The following is a 24,127-nucleotide window of genomic DNA, read 5'->3' on the forward strand; positions in this document are numbered from 1 at the left end:
GCAGGCAAAGGAGCCCGCATGTCCACCGCAACCGCACCCGTTCCCCGTACCCGCACCTCGTCGACAGGACAGGGCGCCGTGCTGCTCGCCGCAGCCTGCATGCCGATCCTGGGGTCGACATCCATCGCCCCCGTGCAGCCCGCCATGGTCGCAGCGTTTCCCGATCAGGCGGGGGCCGAGGTCCTGGTCGGGCTGATCCTAACCGCCCCGGCCCTCGTGATCGGCCTCACCGCACTCTTCGCGGGCCGGCTCATCGACCGCGTCGGGCGCAAGCGGGTGCTGGTCATCGCGCTGTTCGCCTATGCGGTCGTCGGAACGGCGCCGCTCTGGCTGCCCACGCTGCAGGCGATCCTCATCTCTCGGGTCGCGGTCGGCCTCGCCGAGGCGGCGATCTTCTCGTCGTCGATGGCGACGATCACCGACCTCTTCGACGGGCACCGACGCGCCCGCTACTTCGGCCTGCTCAACCTGGTGACCGGGCTGGCCGCCGTGGTCTTCATCGCGCTCTCCGGCGCGCTCGGTGACGCGAACTGGCGTGCGCCGTTCTGGCTCTATCTGCTGGCGCTCCCGCTGGGGATCGTCGCGGCCATCGTCTTGAAGAAGGACCGCCCCCGCACCGAACGGCAGGCGCTTCCACCGGTTCAGTGGCGTCGGCTGCTGGCGCCCATCCTGTTCACCCTGCTCGGCGGCGCCGTCTTCTATGTGCCGGTCGCGATGCTGTCGTTCCGTCTTTCGGAGCTGGGCGTCAGTCAGACCTCCGCCATCGGTGCGATCAGCGCCGGAGCGGCGCTCGCACTCGCCCTGGCGTCACTGGGCTTCCCCGCTCTGCTGCGACGGATTCCGCGCATCCTGTTGGCCGCGGCGTTCGCGGTGCTCGGCGTCGGACTGCTGCTGATCGGCCTCTCGACGGCGCTTCCCGTCGTGATCGTGGGCGCAGTGGTCGCCAACGCCGGTGGCGGAATCCTGCTCTCGACACTGCAGACCTGGATCGTGCAGGGGCTTCCCTACGAGCAGCGCGGGCGAGCATCGGGGGCCTCGACGGCCGGACTATTCGTCGGACAGTTCCTCGCCCCCTTGCTGGTTTTCGCCATCGCGGGAGCGACGGGGCTCGGCCCCGCCATCGCGATCGCCGGGGCCTGCGGTCTGCTCGCCGCGGTGGCAGGCGTGTTCGTGGGCCGGATCCGCACCGATCAGGCGGAGCGGTCGGAGCAGCCGGTGCACGCGGCCGCCGAGTGAAGTCCTCGAATGACGTCCACTGACGAAGGAGTGTGATGGCCACCAAGATCTGGCCGACGGCGGCGGACGCTCTCGCCGCGTCGTGCGCGACGGCATGACTGTCGCAGTCGGCGGCTTCGGCCTCTCGGGCAATCCCACCAGCCTGATCACCGCTTTGCGCGACACGGGCGTGCGCGACCTGACCATCGTGAGCAACAACATGGGCGTCGACGGCAAGGGGCTCGGGTTGCTCCTCGAGAGCGGGCAGGTGAGCCGGGTGCTCGCGTCGTACGTCGGCGAGAACCGGCTGTTCGCGCAGAAGTTCCTCGACGGAGGACTCGACGTGGAGTTCGTGCCGCAGGGGACGCTCGCCGAGCGGCTGCGGGCGGGCGGGGCGGGCATCCCGGCGTTCTACACGCCGACCGGCGTCGGAACGCCCGTCGCGGAGGGAAAGTCGGCGACCGTGTTCGACGGAGTGCGCTGCATTCTCGAGCGGGGCATCCACGCCGATGTCGCGCTGGTGCACGCGCACTCCGCCGACGCGGAAGGCAACCTGCGGTACCGCCTGACGGCCCGCAACTTCAACCCGCTCGTCGCCACCGCGGGCACGGTGACGATCGCCGAGGCGGAGGAGGTGCTGACGGGTTATCTGGAACCGGACGACATCCACACGCCCGGCATCTACGTGCAGCGCCTCGTGGCGGCCGAGATCCGGGAGAAGGACATCGAGCAGAGGACGGTGCGGCCTCGTGTGGACGCGTGACGAGATGGCCGCGATCGCGGCGGAAGACCTCGAAGACGGGCAGTATGTGAACCTGGGCATCGGCATCCCGACGCTCGTCGCCAATCATCTGCCCGCTGGCGTGAATGTCACGCTGCAGAGCGAGAACGGCATTCTCGGCATGGGGCCCTTCCCCTATGAGGGCGACGAGGATGCCGACCTCATCAACGCGGGCAAGCAGACGGTCACGCTGTTGCCCGGTGCCGCGATCTTCGACTCGGCCACGTCGTTCGGGATGATCCGAGGCGGCCATGTGCAGACCGCGGTGCTCGGTGCGCTGCAGGTCTCGGGACGCGGCGACCTCGCGAACTGGACAGTGCCGGGCAAGCTCGTGAAGGGCATGGGCGGCGCGATGGATCTGGTGGCAGGGACGCCGCGCGTGATCGTCATCACCGAGCACGTCGCGAAAGACGGAACGCCCAAGATCGTCGAGGAGTGCTCCATGCCCTTGACCGGTGCGGGCGTCGTCGACCGGATCATCACCGACCGCGCCGTGTTCGACGTGACAGCGCACGGATTGGTGCTGCGGCGAGTCGCGCCGGGGCACGACATCGACGAGCTCCGCGCGATCACGGATGCCGCCTTCAGTGTGGCCGGGGAGGGCGCGGCGGGCTGACGCGACCGTTCCGTCTGCGACGCGGCATGCCCGCGTCCTTTTGTCGTGCCCGGAATCTGCTTCTGGATGCTGTGACCGCCGACTGCGAGGATCTCGCGGTCCCGCTGTCGGCGACGCGGCTGTCCGTTGCTGTAACCCGATGTCGTGTGCCGCGGCTCTCGGGTGATGTGCTCCCGGGAACGGGGATCTCTGCCTCCACCATTGCGGTGAAGCGCTGCCTGCCGTATTAATTAAAACGGAACCTGAATAAATAGAGCTCTGTCGACACTCGAGGAGGAGTGGATCAATGAAGGGTCTCGTCGCGACAATTGTCGTCGGGGTGTTGAGCATGGGAGCGCTGGTCGCCCCCGCAAGCACGACGTCCGCTCACCAGAACTCGACCGCAAAGGCGCCTGGCGGTACGGCGGCCGTTGCAACCACGGCGACTCCAGGCGACGCATCCGAACGAACCGTGACGTTCACCGATACGCACGAGGTGCTGCACGGCAACCCGTATACGGGCACGGCGTTCGACATCAACAGTCCTCAGACGGCGACGAGCAAGGGCTACACGTTCACCACCGATCCGGCGATCACGGACTTCATCGAGGGACGCAAGCGCATTCCGCACGATGCGGACATCGTTCGTGTGCAGGTCGCATGGGCCGACTTCGAGCCTGGAGCGAACAAGTTCTCTTGGCATCGATTCGACCAGTTCATGAAGCGCATCAATCAGCAGGGCAAGACAGCGGAGATCCAATTGCTGATGTCCGATGCGCCCGACACGAAGAACGATCCTGGAGTGTTCCCGTACCAGTACCCGCCCGCCTGGCTGTTCGACGTGGAGAAGGCACCGTATCGCCTCGCGCAATACAACGGGCAGTACTACTCGAAGCAGCCGCTGTATTACAGCCCGATCTACCTGAACGCGCTGTCGAAGGCCGTGCACGCCTTCGCCAAGCGCTACGACGGCAACACGGGCATCGCCTGGGTCGACCTGCGGGCCTTCTCGCTGTTCGGCGAATGGTCGGGCTGGAACGACGCATTGAACTTCCCCTGGCCCGATGATGCGACACGCACCAAGACCCTGCACGCCATTCTCGGCATCTACAGTTCTGCCTTCCGCAAGACGATGGTCATGATGCAGAATGCCGGGGCGAACGTCGACGCGAACGACGCTGCTGCCGACACACAGGCCAAACGTTTCACTGCCTACGGATACGACGTGGCGGCCGCGAACAAGAACTGGGGCTTCCGCTCCGACACCGTGAACAGTGCCTTCCCCTGGATGCAGTACGACACGAGTGGCGAGAGTTCGTACATCAATCGGCTGGAACGCCGCGACCACATCCAGGTCTCCGAGGGATCGACCTGGAACAGCAGCATCATGATCAACAATCCGCGCCTGGTCGTGAAGAACGCGATCGAGGCGTACCACTCGAACCTGCAGGGCATCAACAACACCAGCTTCGCGAACTGGGATGCCATGAAGAAGGCGTACGGGGAGTGGTTCACCACCCTCGCTCGCTATTCCGGATACCGGTTCCTCATGCAGCAGGCCACATACAGCGATCGAGTGAAGGCGGGCGGCACACTGAACCTGGCGCAGATCTGGACCAATAACGGCGCAGGGTTCAGCCCGAAGAAGTACCCGCTGAAGGTCTATCTGCTCGATTCGTCGAGCGGACGGGTCGTCTGGAGCGGCACAGACGCGTCCGTCGATGAGACCACGTGGTTCAAGGGCGACGCCGACCAGGTGCGTTCCTCGTTCAAGCTCCCGAACAGCCTTCGTGCCGGAAAGTACACACTGGCCGTGGCCATGGTCGATTCGACCGGGAAGCCGCGTATCGAACTGGCCATGCCGAACGGCAAGAACAAGATCTATCCCGTCGGTCCGGTGACTGTCGCGGCGTCCGCGCCGACTGCCGTCGCGCAGGCTGCGCAGGCGCAGTTCCGAGTGGAGGGTGAGGACTACACGGGCGCCCAGGGCGCATACGGTGTCGAGCCTCCAGCCGAGGGCGGCTTCGGCGCGCTCTACATGGGTCAGGCGGGTGACTGGGCGGAGTACGGCAACGTCGAGGTGCCGACGACCGGCACCTACCGAGTCGAGTTCCGGGTATCGGCCTCGCAGGGCGACCACTTCAGCGTCCAGGTCGACGGCAAGGACGCCCTGGGTTCCATCGCCACACCCGATACCGGCGGATACAACGTGTACAGCACGATCGAACGCGAGCTTCCGCTCACCGCGGGCAGGCACACCATCAAGCTGGTGCGCGACGACGGCAGCTGGTTCTTCGTGAACTGGATGCGCTTCACACTCGCGAACCCCGACGAATTCACGATCCAGGCGGAGTCGGCCACGGACCAGAGCGGCACGTGGTTGAAGGCGCTCGATGATGTGGATGACGACGGGACGCCGGGCGTCTCCGTGATCGACTCAGGGGACTGGCTGAGCTACGACAACGTCGACGTCGCTGCAACAGCCACGTACCTCATGCAGTTCCGGTATTCCACGACCAACAGCGACCCGCTGTCGTTCCGTCTCGAAGTGGATGGCAAGGATGCCACGGGCGCGTTGTCGCTCGAACCGACCGGCGGTGTGACCACGGCCAAGACGGAGAACTTCTTCGTGCCGCTGAAGGCGGGAACGCACACGCTCAAGGTGGTCTGGATCTCGGCGAGTTCCAACATCGTGTGGAACTGGATGCGATTCGACCGGCAGGGCGACTACCACGCGACCATCGCGGCCGGCGACTACAACATGCAGTGGAACCTCGCGAAGGAGTACAGCTGGGACGGCCCCGACACCGGCGTCGTCAGCGGCACCTACCACGACGACGGCAAGCCTGTCGCGGCCGTCGGGAGCATCGACCAGCAGGACTACCTGCGCTACGAGAACATCGACGTACCGTACACGGGGTACTACAAGCTCGATCTGCGCGTCGCGTCCGACGAAGCGCAGCGGCTGCAGTTCGACGTCGACGGCGACGCCACCACGGTGAACGTGCCGGACACGGGCGGGGACGGCCACTTCGAAGACGTTTCCACCTGGGTGGCGATGACGGCGGGCATCCACAATCTGCGGTTCATCGGCGAGAGCGCACGCACGAGTGCGGGCGTGCTGTTCGAGAAGTTCGGCCTCACGGCGACCACCGACGTGCTGAAGGCAGTGAGCGCAGCCGGACCCAGCTCGTTGACGGTCGGTGACACCGGCACGTTGACGGCCACTGAGATCAGCATGGACGGCACGCGCACGCCCGTCACCGACGGTGTCATCTACTCGTCCTCAGATGATTCCGTCGCCACTGTCGCGTCGGATGGCACGATCACCGCGAAGGGGTGGGGCACGGCGTCGCTCACGGTCTCGTTGGACGGTCTGACCTCGAGCGTGACGGTCACCGTCACGGACCCGAGCGTCACTCTCACCACGGTCAACGACACGGATGCGTCAATCACCTACTCGGGCGACTGGGGGTACAACGGTGAGCGCGACCTCGGAGACTTCGATGACGACGTGCACTACGCCACGACAGCGGGCGACTACGCCGAATACACATTCACAGGCACAGGCGTGGCGCTTCTGACCGAGCGTTTTCGCGACATGGGCAACACCGACATCTCGATCGACGGCGTGAAGCGAGCCACGGTGAACTGCAACACATCGCTCCGAATGGTGCAGCAGCCGGTGTTCGTCGTGCGCGACCTCGCGCCCGGAGAGCACACCATCCGTGTGACGAACAGCGACGATTCCGGGAGACTCACCATCGTCGACGCGTTCATCGTGCAGCAGCCGAAGACGTCATAGTCCGGGGTGGGGAGAGGAGTGCGGATGCCTGCCTGCTGCGGCGGGCATCCGCACCTGCTCTCGTGCCATCAGCTGCCCGATGGCGCGAGGTGCTGCCGCGTCGCGTACGGAGCCCGGTCGGTCATGCCGGGCATTCGTGCGCGACGTGGCGTGACAGCGAGCGACGTGTCAGCCGAGCTGCTTCGTCCACTTCGACGGAGGGATGTCGGCGCTCGGCAGGTTGCCGCCGCTTCCCGCCGCTGCGTGCAACAGCTCCTGCACCGTTGTCGCCGCATACCCGACGGCGCCTGTGATAGATGCGCGTTCGCGGAGCGCCGACGTCAGGATCTGAGGTACCGGCCTGGCGATGCAGAGTTCTTCGACGCGACGCCGCAGCGGCTCGAGAAAGACATCGCCGGCCCGCACGTTGCCGCCGCCGACGACGACGATCTCGGGATCGACGGTCAGAACCAAGGCCGCAACGCCGATGGCGATGTCTTCGCTGAATCGGCGTACCGCGGTCAGCGCTGAGACGCTGCCGTCGGCGGCGGCCTTGAACACCGCTTCGCGGTCGACGACGGACCCGTCCTCGAGCTGAACGGCGTGCAAGTGTTTCTGGGCGGTCTGCCAGCCCACCTCGTGGATGGCGCCGATCTCGCCGGCGGCCCCGTTCGAGCCGCGGAACAGCGACCCGTTGATCACCAAGCCGCTTCCCGTGCGATTGCCGGAGTGGATGTAGACCAGGTCGGATACGTCGGACGCCCGTCCTTTCCACGCCTCGGCGAATGCGGCCAGGTTCGAGTCGTTCTCGACGACGATGCGGCATTCGAAGTCCGTGCTCAGAACGTCCTTGACGTTGATGCCCGCCCAACCGGACGGGCCGCGTGTGATCACATCCTGGTACACGACCGCGGGTACGGAGACGCCGATCGCCCACACTGACGACCGTTCGCGCTTGGCGCGAGTGAGGAGTTCGTCTGCGAGGCGAACTGCGGATGCGAGAACGTCGATGGGGCCGTCATCCTCGCTCGCCGGCGCGTCAGCGGAAGCGAACACCTCGCCGTTCAGATCGGCGAGCTCGGCTCGCACGGTGTGGCGTCCGATATCGATGCCCAGAACGACTGCGGCATCCGCTTTGAACCGATATCTGGTGGCAGGTCGACCGGCTCCGCTCGGTGCGAGCGGGTCGACCGGCACGACCCAGCCCAGCTGCACGAGGTGCGCGATGAGCGAGTCCGTCGAGGTCTTCGAGAGCCCTGTCGCTTTGGCTGTGAGCGGAATGGTGAGGGCTTCATCGCGGATCGCTTCGATGACAGCGAGGGTGTTCAGCCGGCGCAGCCGAGACTGATCCCCCGCGTTGTGAAGGAGCGTCTGCCCACGATCGAGGAGCACGTTCATGGCTTCACCTTAGTGAGATGGAATTAAAACAGAAACTGTGTTTATAATGCTTTCACATCCCACCGGGCACGTTGCCGGCACAGGATCATCGACGATCACACTGAAGATTGGGACCCCCAATGCCACAGCACCCCACTGCCGCACTCAGCCGCCGTTCGCTTCTCATGGCGGGCGGAGCGGTAGCCACCACTTTCCTGCTCGCCGGTTGCGGAACCAACCTGCAATCGACTTCCGCCGGCTCCGCTTCCAAGGCGCCCCTGGTCTACTGGGGCAAGTGGGCGGCGGGCACACCGCAGGCCAAGCTGTTCAACTCCATCATCAAGGACTACGCGGCCAAGACCGGCCAGAAGGTCACCGTGCAATGGATCGGCAACGGCGAAGAGACCCAGGTGAAGAACGCCATCGCCACAGGGTCTGGGCCGGACATCTACGACTCGTCCATCGACCACACGGCGGAGTTCCGCGCAGCGGGAGCGCTTGGTGACATGTCGGCGATCTTCGACACCGAGATCCCCGGCGAGGGCAAGACGATCAAGCAGGTGCTGCCGAAGAGTGTGCTGAAGGCCATCTCCGACAAGAAGGGCTACGGCTTCGTGCCGCATTCCGTCTTCTCCGAAGGCCTTTGGTACGACGCCGCCGTCGACACCGACTTCGGCACGAATCCGCCGGCCACGTTCGACGACTTCCTCGACCACGCGAAGCAGAGCAAGGCATCGACGGGCAAGCAGCCGATCGCACTCGACGGAACGGTCAACTCCTACAACGCGTTCTGGATCTTCCAGTTGATGCTCGCCACCGGTGGCCCCGGCACGCTCGCGAGCCTGTCGACGAGTGCGTCGGCCTGGGACAAGCCCGCTGTGCGCAAAGCAGCGGAGGAGTTGCAGAAGCTCGTGGCCGACGACTTGTTCCAGAAGGACTACATGGCCACGAAGTACCCTGACGCTCAGAACGCGTGGGCCCGCGGCGAGCAGCTCTACAACCTCAACGGAACGTGGCTCGCCAGCGAGACCGCGTCATCCCGCAGCTCGACGCAGAAGCCGAAGGTCATGGCGTTCCCGCCTGTGACGGCCGGCAAGCCGAGCGTCGTCACCGTCGGTGCGCTCGGCTGGGCGGCCAACCCGAATTCGAAGAAGCAGGCGCAGATCGCGCAGTTCCTCGCATTCGCCATGCAGAAGAAGTACGGAGACCGCATCGCGACGGATGCCGACAACATCCCCGCGCGCGCCGACTCGCCCGCGCCCGCCGCCCTGGCCGGCCTCAAGAAGAGCATCGGCTCGACGACCACGATCAGCCTGGACTTCGACGGCGTCGCGACGACTGCGGCGCAGTGGTGGAACGACGTCTTCCTGCCGCTCGACGACAAGTTCATCGGCGGTTCGCTGAACGTGGACCAGTTCTTGGCACAAGGCAAGGCGCAGACAGCGGCCCTGCTCAGCAAGTAGACCGTCGTGACGCTCACAGACAACGCGCCCGTCACCGGGGTCGGGCGGCGCTCCCGGAACGAGGAGTCGGGTTCATCCAGCAGCGATCGATCCCGGCCCTCGCGCCGCGGGCGCGTAGGCGGAGCGCTCGATCGGGCGCGGCGGCGCATGTACATGCCGCTGCTTCTGCCGGCACTCATCGTGTACGTGGTGCTCTTCATCGTGCCGGCGCTCTACGGCATGACGCTGAGCTTCGCGTCATGGGCCGGCCTCGGATCAGCCTTTCACTGGGTGGGCGTCAAGAACTACGTCGATCTCTTCACAAGCCCGGTGTTCCTGTCGTCGTTCTGGAACACCCTGGTGCTCACGGCGGTGGTCGGCGTGGCCATCTTCCTCGTCTCGTGCGGCGCCATGATCGTGCTGCGCAGCACCAAGGGGCACAGCTTCATTCGTTCGGCCGTCTTCGTGCCTTACATCATCTCGCCGATCGCGATCGGTCTCTCGGTGTCGTTCTTGTTCAACCCCAAGGGCATGATCAACACGCTGCTCGGCTTGCTCGGGCTCGACGGCCTGCAGCGGCCGTGGCTGGCGCCGGAGAACATCCTGCAGGTGATCATGGTGGGCCTCACCTGGAGTGCAGCGGGCTTCTACGTCGTGCTCCTGATGTCGGCAGTGGACGCCATCCCCGCCAGCCTCTACGAGTCGGCGCAGATCGAGGGGGCGAACCTCTTGCAGCAGTTCCGCCACATCACGCTTCCGCTGACGCGGGACATGATCTCGGTGGCCGCCGTTCTGTGGGTGATCGCCGGGATCAAGACGTTCGAGATCATCATCGCGTTCACCGGCACCGCAGGAACGCCGCCGCTCGAGGCGCGATCACTCGCCGTCGAGCAGTACCTGCGTGTGACGGGTGGCCCGGCAGGCGGCATCCCGCAACTGGGTTCGGCCGCCGCCATCGGCGTGATCATGACCGCCATCACCGTCGTGCTGATCCTGCTGTCCCGCAGGATCTCGCGCCGCGAAGCGTTGGAGATGTGACGTGAGCACCGTTCCCCGCATCGGTCGGCCGTCGCTGTCGGCAGCCCTCAGCACTTTCGTGGCGTTCGCGTTGAAGGCATCCCTGTGGCTATGGGTCGTCTTCAATCTGGCCATGCTCGTGTGGATCTTCCTGAACTCCGTGAAGAGCTCGCGAGACATCTTCGCGCATCCCCTCGGCCTTCCCACCACATGGCACTGGGACAACTTCTGGACAGCGCTGACGACTTCGGGTCTCGGTGTCGCCGCGCTCAACACCGTGGTTCTGGTGGCCGTGTCGGTGGCCGTCATCATGGCTCTCAGCGTGCCGGCGGCTTACGCGCTCGCCAGACTCGGAGGGAGGTCGGCCGGCCCGATCACCTCCCTGTTCTCCGCGGGCATGAGCGTGCCGTTCCAGGCGTTCGCGGTGCCGATGGTGCTCATCAGCGTGGGGCTCTCGCGTTTCATGGTCGAGTGGATCACCGGCGCCTGGGACCCGCGCATCACAGTCGCCATCTTCTACGTGGCGCTCAGCCTGCCGTTCAGCGTGTTCGTGCTCGTCGGGTACTTCAGGTCGTTGCCGTCGGAGCTCGAGGAGGCCGGCGCACTCGATGGCGCCGGATCGTTCCGCACGTTCCTCTCGATCATGGTTCCGTTGGCGAAGTCGGGCATCACGACCGTCACGGTGCTGAATGTGCTCGGCCTCTGGAACGAGACGATGATCGTGCTCCTGCTGGTGCCGAATCAGGGCATGCAGACGCTCAACGTCGCACTGCTGAACTTCTACTCCGACATGCAATACACGTCTGACTGGGGCGGGCTCTTCGCCGGCATCGTCATCGTCGTGGCACCGATGGTCATCCTCTATTTCTGGGTCGGGCGACGGGTGGTCAGCGGCATGACAGAGGGCATCGGCAAATGAATCTCTCGTTGCTCAGGGACTTCACGTTCGACCTTTCGAAAGGAATCTTCAGTCGATGAATCAGACAGTGGGCCTCATCGGCGCGGGCGGCATCGCGAACGCGCACCTCCCTGCGTGGCTCGACCTCGGCTTCGACGTGCTCGTGTACTCGGTCACCGACGACGCACCACGGTTGGTGCAGCGGCACGGCGGAGGCCGGGTCGTCGAATCCCTCGACGAGTTGCTGGAGGGCGTCGACCTGGTCGACGTCTGCGCGCCGACTTCAGTGCATTCGTCGCTCGCCATGGAAGCGCTTCGGCATCGGCTTCCGACGATCTGCGAGAAACCACTGGCGCGCACGCTCCAGGACGCCGAGTCGCTCGCCGAGGCTTTCGGCAGGGCGGAAGTGCCGCTCTTCCCTGCACACGTGGTGCGGTACTTCCCGGACTACGTCGCGCTGCACGGCGCGATCGAGTCCGGTGCGCTCGGTGACATCGGTGTGCAGCGCTTCACCAGGCAGGGACAGAGTCCCAAGAACGGCTGGTATCTCGACAGGCAGAAGTCCGGAGGTGTTCTGCTCGACCTCATGATCCACGACATCGATGTCGCCCGCTGGACCGCGGGCGACGTGGTGCGGGTCTTCGCACGCACGCGCTCGCACCAGGGCAACGAGAGCACGCAGGCGATACTGACGCACGCGTCAGGCGCCATCTCGCAACTCACGGCGACCTGGACGACGGCGCCCATCGAGTTCCGCACGCAGTTCGACGTCTCCGGGTCGCGGGGAACATTGCGATCGGACTCCGCGACCAGGCCCACTTACACGCGCGTCGGCATCCCGAGCGACGCCGACGACATCTTGCCCGACTTCGATCCGGCGACGAACCCGTACCGCGCCGAGCTGGCGGACTTCGTGCGCGCCATCGACGAGGGATTCGATGCCCGCGTGACAGCACGCGACGGCGTCGAGGCGATCCGCATCGCGGATGCCGTCGCGCGCTCGGCCGGCAGCGGGCGGGCGATCGAACTGACCACCAACGAAGAAGAGGTTTCAGCGGCATGAAGATCGCGGTCCTATCGCTGGCGCACACGCATGCGCTGGAGTACATCGCTGCGCTGCAGCACCACACCAGCCTCGAGCTCGTCGCCACCGACCCGGATGCCGTCGACGACGGCGCTGAGTCCAGGGGTGCCAGGCTCGCCGCCGAGCTCGGCATCGACTACTTGGACTCGTATGAGGATGTCTGGGCGTGGCATCCGGATGCCGTCATCGTGTGCGCCGAGAACGTGCGGCATCGCGCGCTGGTGCTTCGTGCTGCCGAGCTGGGCATCCATGTGCTCTGTGAGAAGCCACTCGCGACGTCGCCTGACGATGCTGCCGCGATGCTCGCGGCGGCTCGGCACGCCGGCATCGTGCTCATGACAGCGCTCCCGGTGCGCTTCTCCACCGCATACACGCAGCTCCGCGCGATCGTGCGCCGTGGTGAGCTGGGCGACATCGTTTCGGTCAACGCGACGAACTGCGGTGGCATCCCAACCGCACGAGCGTGGTTCACAGACCCCGTGCTGAGCGGCGGTGGAGCGGTCACCGACCATGTGGTGCACGCAGCCGACCTCATCACCGATCTGCTCGAGGAGTCGCCCGAGGAGGTGTATGCGGTCGCCAACAGCATCCCGGGCGGCCGTGAAGGCGGCATCGAGACTGCTGGACTCATCTCGTTGCGGTACCCGAGCGGCGTCATCGCATCGGTCGATTGCTCCTGGTCGCGGCCCGCCGGGTCGGCCGACGTCGGAGACCTCGTGACGCTCGCCGTCGTCGGTACAAAGGGTGCCGCGGAGATCATGCCATTCGCAGGCATCATCGAGGGCTGGAATGACCGCGGAGCGCTCTCCTACGGCTATGGCATCTCGCTCGACCAGCGACTGATCGACACCTTCGTCGCTGCGGTCGCCGAGCGTGCCACAGGAACGCAGCCCGATGGCTCAGCTGGTCTGGCAGGCGTCACGCTGATCGACGGCGCGTATCGGTCGATCGCGACGGGCGAGCCAACGGATCTGCAGGCCGTCCCGGCGTGATCCGGCAACCACGGTGTCGACAGACAGGGCTGGACGTTCAGACATCGGGTTGGTCGACGCATGCTTGACGACTCCAGACCCGACGCCGTTCCGCCTGCGCCGCGTCACGCGGCCTGCGGTGCCGGCGGCCGGCACCGCAGCACCGAGACATCCCCCTCGACCGATGTCGGTCCGGCGCCCCACGGCACGAGCACGGTCATGCCGGGTGCCAGCTCGACGTGGCCGCCCGCCCAGCGCAGTGCGCCCGCACCGTCGAGCACGACCAGCACCGCGAAGTCCGCGTCCCAGCGGCACGGCAGGGTGTGGAGGTCGGCGCGGAAGAAGGCATCCGCCTGCTGCGGAAAGAGGCGAGTCGCGTCATCCGCGATCCTCGACGTGCGCAGCTGCTGCAGGCGATCGGCGTTCCAGGCGGAGCGATCCAGGCCGGCCAGGGCGGTCTCCGCATCGAGGCCGAGCAGTGCGTTCGAAGCGTCGAGGCCGGGATAGCCCTGCCACTCCAGGATGATCGAGAGGTCGACGGGCTGTTGCAGCTCGATGAGGGTGATCCCCTCGCCGATCGCGTGCGGCAGGCCCGCCGGAACGAACAGGGTGTCGCCTGGGGACACCTGGATGCCGTTCATCGCCGACAGCATCGCCTCGCGATCCTGGGTCGCGAACCACCGCAGCACCTCCGACTCGCTCACGTCGCGCGAGAATCCGAGGTGGGCCGTCGCGGGGCCGTCGGTCGCGATGATCGCCCACGCCTCCGTCTTGCCGAAGGGACGGTCGAGCACGTCACGGGCGAACCCGTCGCCCGGGTGGAAGTGGGCGAACAGGCGTTCCCGGGTGTCGAGGATCTTCACGAGGAGCGCGGGAACCGGCCCGTGCGCGGCGAGCTGGTCAGGGCCGAGCCAGGCCGGCGGATCGTCGGCGATCGTGTCGCGCAACAGCCGCCCGTCGGGCAGCGTCGTCAGTCCGACGCCACCGCCCGAGTACACCTCCGTGGCGGACGCGACGAAGTCCTCCGGACTGTGCGCGGTGAGCGGCCCGATGCCGCGGAACCTGGAGATGCCCAGGCCGCCGCGATACGGCCGGCGCTCTGGCGCGTTGACTCCCAGCACGATCAGTTCCACGGTGACCACGCTAGGCCCAGTTGCCAGGCTCGTGTCGGGCCGGGCACCATCGCCGCTTCGGCCGGCAGCTACGAGCGCGCGGCGACCTACTCCGACCCCGGCGCGATCAGCCCCGACTCGTAGGCGGCGATCACGAGCTGGGCCCGGTCGTGGGCACCCAGCTTCGTCATCGCCCGGTTGATGTGCGTCTTCGCCGTGGCAGGCGAAATGAACAGGGCAGTGGCGATCTCGTCGTTCGAGAGCCCTCTGCCGACCAAGGCGAGGATCTCTGTCTCGCGTTCGGTGAGGTCCGGCGGCAGCGCCCGAGCAGGTCCGGATGCCTGTGGTGCTTCGAGCGATCGCCTGATGAGCGTCCGCGTCGCGGTCGGCGACAGCAGCTCGTCGCCCGCGTGCACGGTGCGCACCGCGCGCACGATGTCGACAGGGTCGGCCCCTTTGCCGAGGAATCCGGCGGCTCCGGCGCGTAGCGCGGAGAGCACATTCTCCTCGTCTTCGAAGGTGGTCAGCACGAGCACGCGCACGGAGTCGAGCCCATCGTCCGCCCGAATCTGCCGCGTCGCCGCGATGCCGTCGGTGCCGGGCATCCTCAGGTCCATGAGGACGACATCCGGATGCTCGCGCCGCGCGATCGCGACCGCCTGCGACCCATCGGAGGCCTCGCCGACCACCTCGACGTCGTCTTCATGACGGAGCAGCGCGACCACTGCCGATCGGATGAGCGCCTGATCGTCGGCGATGAGCACGCGGATCATCGTGCACCCTCGTGGACCGGCAGAGTGGCAGTGAGCTCGAAGCGGCTGTTCGAACGGTCCAGGCTCAGCGTGCCGCCGATCTCGGCAAGGCGCTCGCGCATGCCGACGAGGCCGTGGCCATCGCTGTTCGAGGACGGAGCGGCGTCGGTGACCGGGTTGGTGACACGGATCGTGAGGGTGTCGGCGGAGTAGGTCAGTTCCAGGTCGGCAGTGCGCTCCGGGCCGTGCTTGTACGCGTTGGTCAGCGCCTCCTGTACGACGCGATAGGCGGTCGGTCCCGTACGGATATCCAGCTCATACGGGTCGCCCAGCGCGTGCACCCGCACCTTGAGGCCGCTCCTGGCGAAGAGTGCGAGCAGCCCCTCGACGCGTTCGAAGTCAGGTTCGTCGACGATGTCGCGGTCAGATGTGCTGCGCAGCAGGCCGAGCATGTCGTTGAGCTCGGTGAGCACGTTGCGTGCTGCCTCACCGACGACGGCGATGGCCCGCTCGGCCTCGTCAGGAGCGCCTCGCAGTGAACGGGCGGCGACTCCCGACTGCAGGTTGATCACGGCGATGCGGTGCGCGACCGAGTCATGGAGGTCGCGTGCGATGGCCAGACGGTCCTCGGCGACCCGGCGCCGAGCCTCGGCCTCCCGCGATTCCTCGGCGCGTCGGGCACGTTCGCGCGCGGACTCCAGCGCGTCGTAGTACGAGCGAATGGCGGACCCCAGTGCTGCGGCGAACGCCACGAGCACCGCGGGCTGCAGCGTGGCGGGAGCTGTGACATCCCCGGCGCCGAAGCCCGCCCCGGCGATGACGAGCTCCTCGAGGGGAAGGAGCACGATGAGCGCAATGGCGAGGCCCACGGTCAGTGCCCTGGAACGGTAGCGAGCGACCGTATACATGGCGATCGCCACGGGCAGCGCGAACCCCGGCGAGTGCGGAATTCCCATCAGAGCGGCGAACAGTCCGATGAGCACGCAGATCACGAGCACGATGACCGGGAACCTGCGGCGCGCGAAGAGCACGAGACCGGCCTCCGCCATGTAGGGCAGCACGACGAGTCCGTGCGGTTCGGTGGCGCCCCTGCCCATGGGGACGAACGCCGCAAGGCACACCACCACGAACACGATCACGTCGACCGCGATGTCGCGGGCGCGAGAGGCGCGGGCAGGTGCAGGCATCCGTCCTCCATTTCTATGCCTCGGGCGCGCGGGCCGGGCCTGGCTGGCCCGTCTGGTCTGGGCGCGCTGGTCTGGGCAGGTCTGTCCACGTCAAGCATTGCGCAGGGGGCGGCAACGGGCATCCACCCTTCGTCGTCACCGGCATACCGCGAAGGCGGTACCGAAGAGTCCGCGACCGCGGGACGACTGACGGGCAGCCGATTCCGACACTGGAATGGCGGCACTCGGCGCACCTTGCGAACGACCCGCACGGAAGAGAACGGACAGGATGTCAGCGGTACTGGAAGCCCGCGACCTCCGCCGGGCCTATGGGAGCGGCGCCGACCGCTTCGAGGCTCTGCGCGGAGTGTCGCTGAATGTGATGGCGGGCGAGAGCCTCGCCATCGTCGGAAAGAGCGGGTCGGGCAAGTCGACCCTCATGCATCTGCTCGCCTTGCTGGACCGGCCGTCGTCCGGCTCGGTGCTGGTCGACGGCAGGGACGCGAAGGATGTGCGCGGTGGCGACCTGAATCGCCTGCGGAACAAGGAGTTCGGCTTCGTCTTCCAGCAGTTCTTCCTCAACGCGCACGCCAGCGTGCTCGACAACGTGGCGCTGCCGCTGGTGATCGCCGGCGTCGCGCGTTCCCAGCGCAAGCGGCGTGCGATGGATGCTCTGGACCGGCTCGGGCTGGCGGACAAGGCACGCAACCGGGCGAACGACCTCTCCGGCGGTCAGAAGCAGCGCGTCGTCATCGCCAGGGCACTGGTCAACGAGCCGAAGGTGATCTTCGCCGACGAACCCACCGGCAACCTCGATTCCGCAACCGGCGCAGAGGTGGAGGGCATGTTGTTCGGGCTGCACCGCGAGAAGGGGATCACGCTCGTGATCGTCACGCACGACGCCGACCTGGCGTCCCGTTGCGAGCGCAGCGTGACCATGCGCGACGGGCGCATCTCGGATGTCTCGGAGGTGGCGGCATGAAGACCGGCGACCTGATCGCATCCGCTGTCGCGAACACGTTCCGCAGCAAGCTGCGCACCACCCTCACGGTGATCGCCATCTTCATCGGCGCGTTCACCCTCACGCTCACTTCGGCCATCGGCACGGGCATCTCCGACTACATCACCACCCAGGTGGGAGCGATCGGGGCCACCAACTCGCTGACGGTGACCAAGACCGCCAGCGCACAGTCGTCGACAGGGTCAGGCCCGCAGAAGTACGACCCGGACACGGCGCAGTCCGCTTCGGGGGGCGGCCCGGCCGGCCTTGCCAGAGGCGGCTCCGCCGCACTGAGCGCAGACGACATCACCGCCATCAAGAATGTCGACGGCATCACCTCCGCCAGCGGCAACACCGGAGTCGACCCGTCGTGGATCAGTTACTCCGACAACGGCAAGTGGGTGCTCAGCCTGAACGCAGTGCGCAACGTGAGCGCCGACCTCGCCTCCGGCGCACAGTTGGACAACACCGCCGGCGACAACCAGATCGTGCTGCCCACCACCTATCTGCACAACCTCGGGCTCGGAAGCGCGAAGGATGCCGTCGGCAAGACAGTCACGATCGGCATCGGCGACTACCTGGGAACGATGCACCAGGTGCAGGCGACGATCGTGGGCATCCAGAACGCCACCCTGTTCACCTCGGGTGCCTCCGTGAACGACACGTTGCGCAGCGCACTCGAGACCGCCCAGACCACCGGCAAGCCGACAGCGGTCGCGACCACCTACGGCAGTGCGACGGCCACGTTCGCGAAGGATGCCACCCCGCAGCAGATCGCGAAGATCAAGGCGGACCTGAAGGATGCCGGCTTCACCGGCCTCACCATCGACGACCAGCTGGGCAGCCTGCTCACGGTGATCAACGGCATCGTCGGCGTGCTGGATGCCTTCGCCGTGATAGCGCTCATCGCCGCCGGTTTCGGCATCGTGAACACGCTGCTGATGAGCGTGCAGGAGCGCACAAGGGAGATCGGCCTGATGAAGGCGATGGGCATGGGCGGCGGACGAGTCTTCGCCCTGTTCAGCATGGAGGCCGTGTTCATCGGCTTCCTCGGCAGCGCGATCGGGGCGCTGGCGGCGATCGGGCTCGGCACGCTGATCAGCAATCGGCTGTCGGCGACCCTGCTCTCCGACCTGCCGGGCCTGCACCTGCTGCAGTTCTCCGTGGCATCCGTTGCCACGATCATCGTGGTCGTGATGGCGATCAGCTTCGTCGCCGGAACCCTCCCGGCTCGTCGAGCCTCGCGCCAGGATCCGATCGAAGCGCTGCGCTACGAGTGAGGTGCTCTGCCCCGTCCGGCTCCGAAAGGGTGCCGGGCGGGGCACGCCGGTGCGGCGCTCGCTCGCCGGCCTTCGTCGGCGACTTTCGAATCGATTCGAGATTGTGGCAGGGTAGCGGGGGAAAGAGAGCCCCCGATGTCTGAAACCCTCGTCACCGTCGACGCCCGCGCCCTGCGCCGCTGGCGCAACGCGGTCATCCTCGCCTTCGCGATCGGCGGCGTGACCGTCGCCTCGTGGGGTCCGCGGCTCCCCGCCGTGCAGGCCGACCTCGGTGCCGACACCGCGATGATCGGCGTGATCCTCGGATGCGTCACCATCGGCTCGATCTGCGGGCTCGTGGCATCCACTCCGCTGCTGCACTACCTGCGCAGCAGACGCGCGCTCGGCGGCGCGATCCTCGTCGTCGCCGTCGCGATGGCGCTGATGGGCGTGGGCGTCGCGGCCGGATCGATTCCGGTGACCGTGGTCGCCTTCGTCATCGTGGGCTTCGGCATCGGCACGCTCGACGTCTTGATCAACGTCGAGGGATCCGCCGTGGAGAGCAGGGCGAAGCGCACGCTGATGCCGCTCATGCACGGCGCGTGGTCGGTCGGCGCCGCGGTGGGTGCGGGCATCGGCGCGCTGTGCGCCGCCGTGGGCATCACACCGTCCGCCCAGTTCATCGGCGAAGCCGTCGTGATCGCCCTGCTGGCGTTCGTGGTCGCCCCGTCGATCGCGCCGGGGCCGCGTGCAGAAGAGCCGAAGGCCGAGCTGACCCGCTGGCAGCGAGTGGTGCAGTGGGCGAGAGGATGGCTCGACTGGCGGCTGCTGCTGATCGGCGTCGTCATGCTCGGGGTCGAGCTCGGGGAGGGCTCCGCCAACAGCTGGATGACGCTGGCCGTGCACAACGACCACGGCCAGACCGCGGCGATCGCGGCGTTGTTCTTCACGGTGTTCGCCGTGGGGGAGGCGCTCACCCGCATCTTCGGCGGGCCGGCCGTCGATCGCCTCGGTCGCGTCTGGACCATTCGCTGCACGACGGCGCTCGGCGTGGTCGGCGTGGTGCTGTTCATCCTCGGCGGCAACGTGTGGCTCGTGCTGATCGGCGTGCTGCTGTGGTCGGTGGGCGTCTCGATGGGCTTCCCGCTCGGCATGTCGGCTGCGGCCGAGAGCGGACCGAACCCGGCGGCGCGGGTCAGCGTCGTGGCATCCGTCGGATACTTCGCCAACCTCGCCGGACCGCCCGTGATCGGTGCGCTCGCCGAGTCGGTCGGCCTCTTGAACTCGCTCTGGCTCGTCGTGGTGTTCATGCTCGCGGCGTTCGCGGTGGCGGGATCGCTGCGACCCGTGAAGCGCGCCTGAGCCCGGCTCAGGTCACGGAACGGCAACGAACCTCTTAGAGCGCCTTCAGCAGATTCCGACGCCGTCCCCTGCCCGTCGCCGCACACTGATGAGTGGGCGAACAACGGAGCTCACCCGCAATGTGGTTAGGCCGTGTCTCGGGGCGTGAGACACGGCCGGTGAGTTCATCCGGGGGTGCCATGAGTGTCGTCTCGTTCATCAGGAACGCCTACAGCACGGAAGCCGACGAGCGGCAGAGCCGAGCAGTCGTGCTCGTGCGCATGCTGCTCATCCTCGTCGGCGGCGTGGTGGTCACAGCCATCGCCGCCGCTCTGATGTTCGGCGTCGCGTCGCTGATATGGGGTGGAACGATCGCCAACATCGTGCAGCAGGTCGCCGGAGTCTGACTCCTGGAGGGCGCGCCTCGTCTCACCGCGAGTGGTGGGGAACCGGCACTCTCGGTGGGAGCGGGCTCAGGAGCGGAGGTCGGCGTCCTCGCGGGGCGTGCGGGGAGCGGGCGACGCCGACGGTGACGCCTTGTCGTCTGTCGCGGCGCCCGAGAAACGCCGGGCGACCCGCGGTGCGACCACGTTCCACAGCCACGCGATCGTGAGCGCACCGGCAAGGCCGGCGAGCACGGCTCCGACGATGTCCGTGCCGTAATGAGCGCCCACGTACAGCCGCGACCAGGCCGTGACGAGCACGAAGAGGATGCCCACCGCCGCGACGATCGCGCGCACCGCGCCCCTGCGCGCCACGAGCACGGCGGCCACGGTGAAGGTCACCGCGAACACGACGTGTCCGCTCGGGTAGCTCAGCGTCGCGGCGTCACCGATGACCGTGTGCGCGATGGACCCGGCCGGGGGTCGCGCCTCCGCGACCACCGCCTTCGGAATCAGGCAGAGCAGCCAGCCGCCGCCCGCCACGAAGGCGGCGGCGATGCCGCGCCACCACGACGACGACAGCCCGACCACGACGACGAGCACCACGATGAAGGCAGCCACCACCGTGACGGAGTCGAGCTTGTCGAGTGTCTTGGCGACGGCATCCAGCAGCGGGCTGTGTGCATCGTTCAGTGCACGGTCGAGCCCGAGCTGGGCGCTGAGCGCCCCGGGGATCGAGGCGATGATGAAGCCGAACGCGAAGGTCAACACCCACAATGCTCCGAAATAGATCGGGGCGCGGCGAGGCAGCGGCAACACGAGTGAGTGCGCGGTGCGGTGCGAGGGCATCTTTTCAGTGTGGGGCATCGTGCGTCGGTGACGGCGCGCGCCGCGGCGCCACCGCTGTGAGTGTGCTCAGGATGCTCCACCCCCTGGCCGCGCGCGGAAGGCTGATTCGGTCTACGACCGGTCGTCGGACGGGTCGCGTCCCTCGGGCGGCTCCGACCGTGCGGTGTCGTCGGGGTCTGCGTCGTCCGCTGCGACAGGCGACGCCGAGACGTCAGCAGTCGACTCGGCGGGCTCCGGCGCGAATCGCTTGCCCGCCACGATCGCCAGCGTCGACCCCACTGCGCCCGCGACGAGCGCGAACGCCGTCCAACCGTTGCCCCACTTCGATCGGCCGAAGGCCGCGTCGAGGGATGCCTTGCCCGGCCCTGCCGCGAGCAACGCGGCCGCCGCGATCATGACGAGATTGAACTCGACACCGCCCTTCGAGTTCCAGATGCCGTTCTTGGCGTGCACTTTGCGGATGGCGGTGATCATCGTGGCGATGAGCCCGGCGGAGGCCAGCGGCGTCGCCGCGCCGAGCACCAGCGCTGCACCTCCCGCGGTCTCGGCGAGCCCGGCCGCGCGGGCCTGCAGTTTCACCGGATGCATGTCGAGGGCATCCATCATCTTCTCGGTCTGCTCGATTCCGCCGCCCCCGAACATGCCAGCGAGCTTCTGCAGGCCGTGGCCCACGAACAGCAGCCCGACGACGATCCTCAAGATGAACGTGCCCATGCGATCCCCTTGCCTTCGAAAGTCCCGCCCTCCGTTCTATACGTCATGCCCCGCGATGTGAACCGTTCCGGACGGATTCGGGATGCCTCGCGCGGCTCACGGCCCACCGTCGCTCGATGCCGCTGGAGGTCACAGGCAACTCACAGCGGTGCGACCGCTGCGTGGGAACTTACGACGGGCATCCCACGTTCTTGCTCTCGTAAGGAGTTCACCATGAGCAACTACCGCAAGAACGAGGCCGCACTCGCGCGGCTCACCAAGAAGCAGTACGACGTCACGCAGAACGCGGCCACGGAGCGCGCCTTCACCGGCGAGTTCTGGAACAACCATGACGCAGGGCTGTACGTCGACGTCGTCTCGGGCGAGCCGCTGTTCGCCTCGACCACGAAATACGACAGCGGATGCGGCTGGCCCAGCTTCACGGCGCCGCTCGAGCCGGCGAACATCGTCGAGAACACCGACAGGGCGTTCGGGATGGTGCGCACCGAGGTGCGTTCGAAGCACGCCGACAGCCACCTCGGGCACGTCTTCGACGACGGACCCGTCGAGGCGGGCGGCCTGCGTTACTGCATCAATTCGGCGGCGCTGCGGTTCGTGCCGCTGGCCGATCTCGAGAAGGAGGGCTACGGCGAGTATGCAGCGCTCTTCGCGACGGCAAGCTGATCCCGGCCAGGCGGGCGCGGGCATCCGAGACGACAATGGAACGAACGAGAAGTAGGAGAAAAAGCATGAGTACCGAGCAGGCCATTCTCGCCGGCGGATGCTTCTGGGGCGCCCAGGAGCTTCTGCGCACGAAGCCGGGCGTGATCTCCACGCGCACGGGCTACTCCGGCGACCCGAACACCCCGAACGCCACCTACCGCCACCACGGCGACCACGCCGAGGCGGTGGAGATCGTCTTCGATCCCGACGTGATCAGCTACCGCGAGCTGCTGGAGTTCTTCTTCCAGATCCACGATCCGTCGACGAAGAACCGGCAGGGCAACGACATCGGCCGCAGCTACCGCTCCGCCATCTTCTACACGACGCCGGAGCAGGAGCGAGTCGTCCGCGACACCATCGCCGACGTGGATGCCTCCGGCCTCTGGCCGGGCAAGGTCGTCACCGAGGTGGAGCCGGCGAGCGAGTTCTGGGAGGCCGAGGAGGAGCACCAGGACTACTTGCAGAAGTACCCGGCCGGCTACACCTGCCACTGGGTGCGCCCGAACTGGCGTCTGCCGAAGCGCGAGGCGCAGACTGCCTGAGGCACGCTGAACCCACCCTGAGTTCGGCGTCGGGCCGCGGCGGCGTCAGACCGTCGCCGCGGCCTGCGGGTGGATGATCGCCTTCATCGAGTTCGGGTCCGTCGCCGACAGGTTGAGGGCGTCCTCGGTCGCGTCGAGGTCGAAGTGGTGCGTCACGATGGTGCGCACGTCCACTCGGCCCGAGGCGACGAGATCGATCGCGGTCGGCCAGGTGTGCGCATAGCGGTTGACCAGCGAGACGGTCAGCTCACGGGCGTTGAGCGACGACAGCGGAAGTTCGACGGGCTGCTTCGGCAGGCCGACCATGGCGGCTCGGCCGTGGTTGCCGAGGCGGGCCAAGCCCTGGGCCAGGGCGCCGGGCGCGCCTGAGCACTCCAGCAGCACGTCGAACGTGGCCGTCGACGGCGAATCGGCGGACTCTGCCTCGAAGCCGAGCGTGCGCGCGATCTCGAGCCGGAACGGGGAGACGTCGACCATCGTGACCGAGCCCGCTCCGAAGGCGCGCGCCGCCTGCGCCGCGAACGTGCCGACGGGGCCGGCACCCGTGACGAGCACTCTGTCGCCGGGCTCGAGCCCGGCGCGACGGCAGGCCCAGATGCCCACGGAGAGCGGTTCGAGCATGGCTCCGTCGTCGAAGCTCAGACCGTCGGGCAGAGCGAAGAGGTTGCGCTCGTCGATCGCGAGCCGCTGCACGAGAGCGCCGTCGTAGGGCGGCGTCGCCAGAAACGCGAGTCGCGAGCACAGGTGGTACCGCCCGCGCAGGCAGTCGTCGCAGTCGCGACACGGCGTGCCGGGTTCGATGGCGACGCGGTCGCCCACCGCGACCCGTGAGACATCCTCTCCGACGGCGGTGACGACACCGGATGCCTCATGCCCGAGAATGAGCGGACCGTCCACGACCCAGTCGCCGATGCGGCCGACGCGGTAATAGGTGACGTCTGAGCCGCAGATGCCGACCGACCTGATCTCGACGGCAGCCTCGCGGGCGCCGAGCACCGGTTCACCGACGTCGCGAACCTCGATCTCGCCGAGGCGGGGCATGACAGCTGCGAGGTTGGGCACGGCGCTCCTTCGGACCGAGAGACAGGGACGGCCGCGAACCGCGTCATCGCTGTGGCCGTTCTGCGACTCTAGACGGATCCC

General features: G+C 67.2%; 22 protein-coding genes. 15 read left to right on the forward strand and 7 right to left on the reverse strand.

Features of this window, described 5'->3' with window-relative positions:
* The first annotated feature begins 18 nt into the window (after positions 1-18).
* The 4 genes from FPZ11_RS14560 to FPZ11_RS14575 all read left to right on the forward strand — a co-directional run bounded on the left by FPZ11_RS14560 (position 19) and on the right by FPZ11_RS14575 (position 6,396).
* Entirely contained in the window at positions 19-1,236 is a 1,218-nt protein-coding gene (locus tag FPZ11_RS14560) for an MFS transporter (RefSeq protein WP_146321861.1), read from the forward strand.
* A gap of 94 nt (positions 1,237-1,330) precedes the next feature.
* Positions 1,331-1,978: a CoA transferase subunit A gene (locus tag FPZ11_RS14565; protein WP_146321862.1), complete on the forward strand. Its 648-nt coding sequence runs from the start codon at positions 1,331-1,333 to the stop codon at positions 1,976-1,978.
* Between the two features lie 4 nt (positions 1,979-1,982).
* The gene (locus FPZ11_RS14570; RefSeq protein WP_146321863.1) at positions 1,983-2,612 is read left to right on the forward strand and encodes a 3-oxoacid CoA-transferase subunit B; all 630 of its coding nucleotides are present in this window, start codon (positions 1,983-1,985) and stop codon (positions 2,610-2,612) included.
* 451 nt (positions 2,613-3,063) lie between these two features.
* Positions 3,064-6,396 (forward strand): carbohydrate-binding protein, encoded by a 3,333-nt coding sequence (locus tag FPZ11_RS14575; RefSeq protein WP_168203851.1) that lies wholly within the window; start codon positions 3,064-3,066, stop codon positions 6,394-6,396.
* Positions 6,397-6,564: 168 nt separating this feature from the next.
* Here the strand turns inward: FPZ11_RS14575 and FPZ11_RS14580 are convergent, their stop codons facing one another.
* The gene (locus FPZ11_RS14580; protein ID WP_146321865.1) at positions 6,565-7,773 is read right to left on the reverse strand and encodes an ROK family protein; all 1,209 of its coding nucleotides are present in this window, start codon (positions 7,771-7,773) and stop codon (positions 6,565-6,567) included.
* A 119-nt stretch (positions 7,774-7,892) separates the two neighbouring features.
* Here FPZ11_RS14580 and FPZ11_RS14585 point away from each other — a divergent pair, with 119 nt between their 5' ends.
* The 5 genes from FPZ11_RS14585 (at position 7,893) to FPZ11_RS14605 (ending at position 13,185) form a co-directional block, all read left to right on the forward strand.
* The gene (locus tag FPZ11_RS14585; RefSeq protein WP_146321866.1) at positions 7,893-9,215 is read left to right on the forward strand and encodes an ABC transporter substrate-binding protein; all 1,323 of its coding nucleotides are present in this window, start codon (positions 7,893-7,895) and stop codon (positions 9,213-9,215) included.
* Positions 9,216-9,362: 147 nt separating this feature from the next.
* Positions 9,363-10,232, forward strand: a complete 870-nt coding sequence (locus FPZ11_RS14590) for a carbohydrate ABC transporter permease (protein ID WP_146321867.1) — start codon at positions 9,363-9,365, stop codon at positions 10,230-10,232.
* A 1-nt stretch (position 10,233) separates the two neighbouring features.
* On the forward strand, positions 10,234-11,130 hold the full coding sequence (locus FPZ11_RS14595; protein WP_146321868.1) for a carbohydrate ABC transporter permease: 897 nt from the start codon (positions 10,234-10,236) through the stop codon (positions 11,128-11,130).
* A gap of 55 nt (positions 11,131-11,185) precedes the next feature.
* Positions 11,186-12,172, forward strand: a complete 987-nt coding sequence (locus FPZ11_RS14600) for a Gfo/Idh/MocA family protein (protein ID WP_146321869.1) — start codon at positions 11,186-11,188, stop codon at positions 12,170-12,172.
* Positions 12,169-13,185 (forward strand): Gfo/Idh/MocA family protein, encoded by a 1,017-nt coding sequence (locus FPZ11_RS14605; protein ID WP_146321870.1) that lies wholly within the window; start codon positions 12,169-12,171, stop codon positions 13,183-13,185. Before FPZ11_RS14600 ends, FPZ11_RS14605 begins: the two co-directional genes overlap by 4 nt.
* Before the next feature lie 104 nt (positions 13,186-13,289).
* Here the strand turns inward: FPZ11_RS14605 and FPZ11_RS14610 are convergent, their stop codons facing one another.
* The 3 genes from FPZ11_RS14610 to FPZ11_RS14620 form a co-directional block, all read right to left on the reverse strand.
* Positions 13,290-14,297 (reverse strand): class I mannose-6-phosphate isomerase, encoded by a 1,008-nt coding sequence (locus tag FPZ11_RS14610; protein WP_210415882.1) that lies wholly within the window; start codon positions 14,295-14,297, stop codon positions 13,290-13,292.
* An 86-nt stretch (positions 14,298-14,383) separates the two neighbouring features.
* Positions 14,384-15,049, reverse strand: coding sequence for a response regulator transcription factor (locus FPZ11_RS14615; protein WP_146321872.1), 666 nt, complete (start codon positions 15,047-15,049; stop codon positions 14,384-14,386).
* A complete protein-coding gene (locus FPZ11_RS14620; RefSeq protein WP_146321873.1) occupies positions 15,046-16,215 on the reverse strand; it encodes a sensor histidine kinase in 1,170 nt (389 codons plus the stop codon). Before FPZ11_RS14620 ends, FPZ11_RS14615 begins: the two co-directional genes overlap by 4 nt.
* Before the next feature lie 268 nt (positions 16,216-16,483).
* Between FPZ11_RS14620 and FPZ11_RS14625 the strand changes: the two genes are divergently transcribed.
* The 4 genes from FPZ11_RS14625 (at position 16,484) to FPZ11_RS14640 (ending at position 20,201) form a co-directional block, all read left to right on the forward strand.
* The gene (locus tag FPZ11_RS14625; protein ID WP_146321874.1) at positions 16,484-17,176 is read left to right on the forward strand and encodes an ABC transporter ATP-binding protein; all 693 of its coding nucleotides are present in this window, start codon (positions 16,484-16,486) and stop codon (positions 17,174-17,176) included.
* Positions 17,173-18,474 carry an ABC transporter permease gene (locus FPZ11_RS14630; protein WP_146321875.1) on the forward strand — a complete coding sequence of 434 codons (1,302 nt, stop codon included), beginning with the start codon at positions 17,173-17,175 and terminating at the stop codon, positions 18,472-18,474. The genes FPZ11_RS14625 and FPZ11_RS14630 overlap by 4 nt, the downstream gene beginning before the upstream one ends.
* A gap of 135 nt (positions 18,475-18,609) precedes the next feature.
* Positions 18,610-19,815, forward strand: coding sequence for an MFS transporter (locus FPZ11_RS14635; RefSeq protein WP_146321876.1), 1,206 nt, complete (start codon positions 18,610-18,612; stop codon positions 19,813-19,815).
* 158 nt (positions 19,816-19,973) lie between these two features.
* Positions 19,974-20,201 carry a hypothetical protein gene (locus FPZ11_RS14640; RefSeq protein WP_146321877.1) on the forward strand — a complete coding sequence of 76 codons (228 nt, stop codon included), beginning with the start codon at positions 19,974-19,976 and terminating at the stop codon, positions 20,199-20,201.
* A 66-nt stretch (positions 20,202-20,267) separates the two neighbouring features.
* Here the strand turns inward: FPZ11_RS14640 and FPZ11_RS14645 are convergent, their stop codons facing one another.
* Positions 20,268-21,026, reverse strand: coding sequence for a phosphatase PAP2 family protein (locus FPZ11_RS14645; protein ID WP_168203852.1), 759 nt, complete (start codon positions 21,024-21,026; stop codon positions 20,268-20,270).
* Positions 21,027-21,137: 111 nt separating this feature from the next.
* Positions 21,138-21,740 (reverse strand): DoxX family protein, encoded by a 603-nt coding sequence (locus tag FPZ11_RS14650; RefSeq protein WP_146321879.1) that lies wholly within the window; start codon positions 21,738-21,740, stop codon positions 21,138-21,140.
* 213 nt (positions 21,741-21,953) lie between these two features.
* Between FPZ11_RS14650 and msrB the strand changes: the two genes are divergently transcribed.
* Positions 21,954-22,403 carry a peptide-methionine (R)-S-oxide reductase MsrB gene (gene msrB, locus FPZ11_RS14655; protein ID WP_146321880.1) on the forward strand — a complete coding sequence of 150 codons (450 nt, stop codon included), beginning with the start codon at positions 21,954-21,956 and terminating at the stop codon, positions 22,401-22,403.
* 65 nt (positions 22,404-22,468) lie between these two features.
* Positions 22,469-22,984 carry a peptide-methionine (S)-S-oxide reductase MsrA gene (gene msrA / locus FPZ11_RS14660; protein WP_146321881.1) on the forward strand — a complete coding sequence of 172 codons (516 nt, stop codon included), beginning with the start codon at positions 22,469-22,471 and terminating at the stop codon, positions 22,982-22,984.
* A 45-nt stretch (positions 22,985-23,029) separates the two neighbouring features.
* Here msrA and FPZ11_RS14665 read toward each other — a convergent pair whose 3' ends face one another.
* Positions 23,030-24,046, reverse strand: a complete 1,017-nt coding sequence (locus tag FPZ11_RS14665; RefSeq protein ID WP_168203853.1) for an NAD(P)-dependent alcohol dehydrogenase — start codon at positions 24,044-24,046, stop codon at positions 23,030-23,032.
* Positions 24,047-24,127 lie beyond the last annotated feature (81 nt).

The sequence above is a fragment of the Humibacter ginsenosidimutans genome, from assembly GCF_007859675.1.
GTDB lineage: Bacteria > Actinomycetota > Actinomycetes > Actinomycetales > Microbacteriaceae > Humibacter > Humibacter ginsenosidimutans.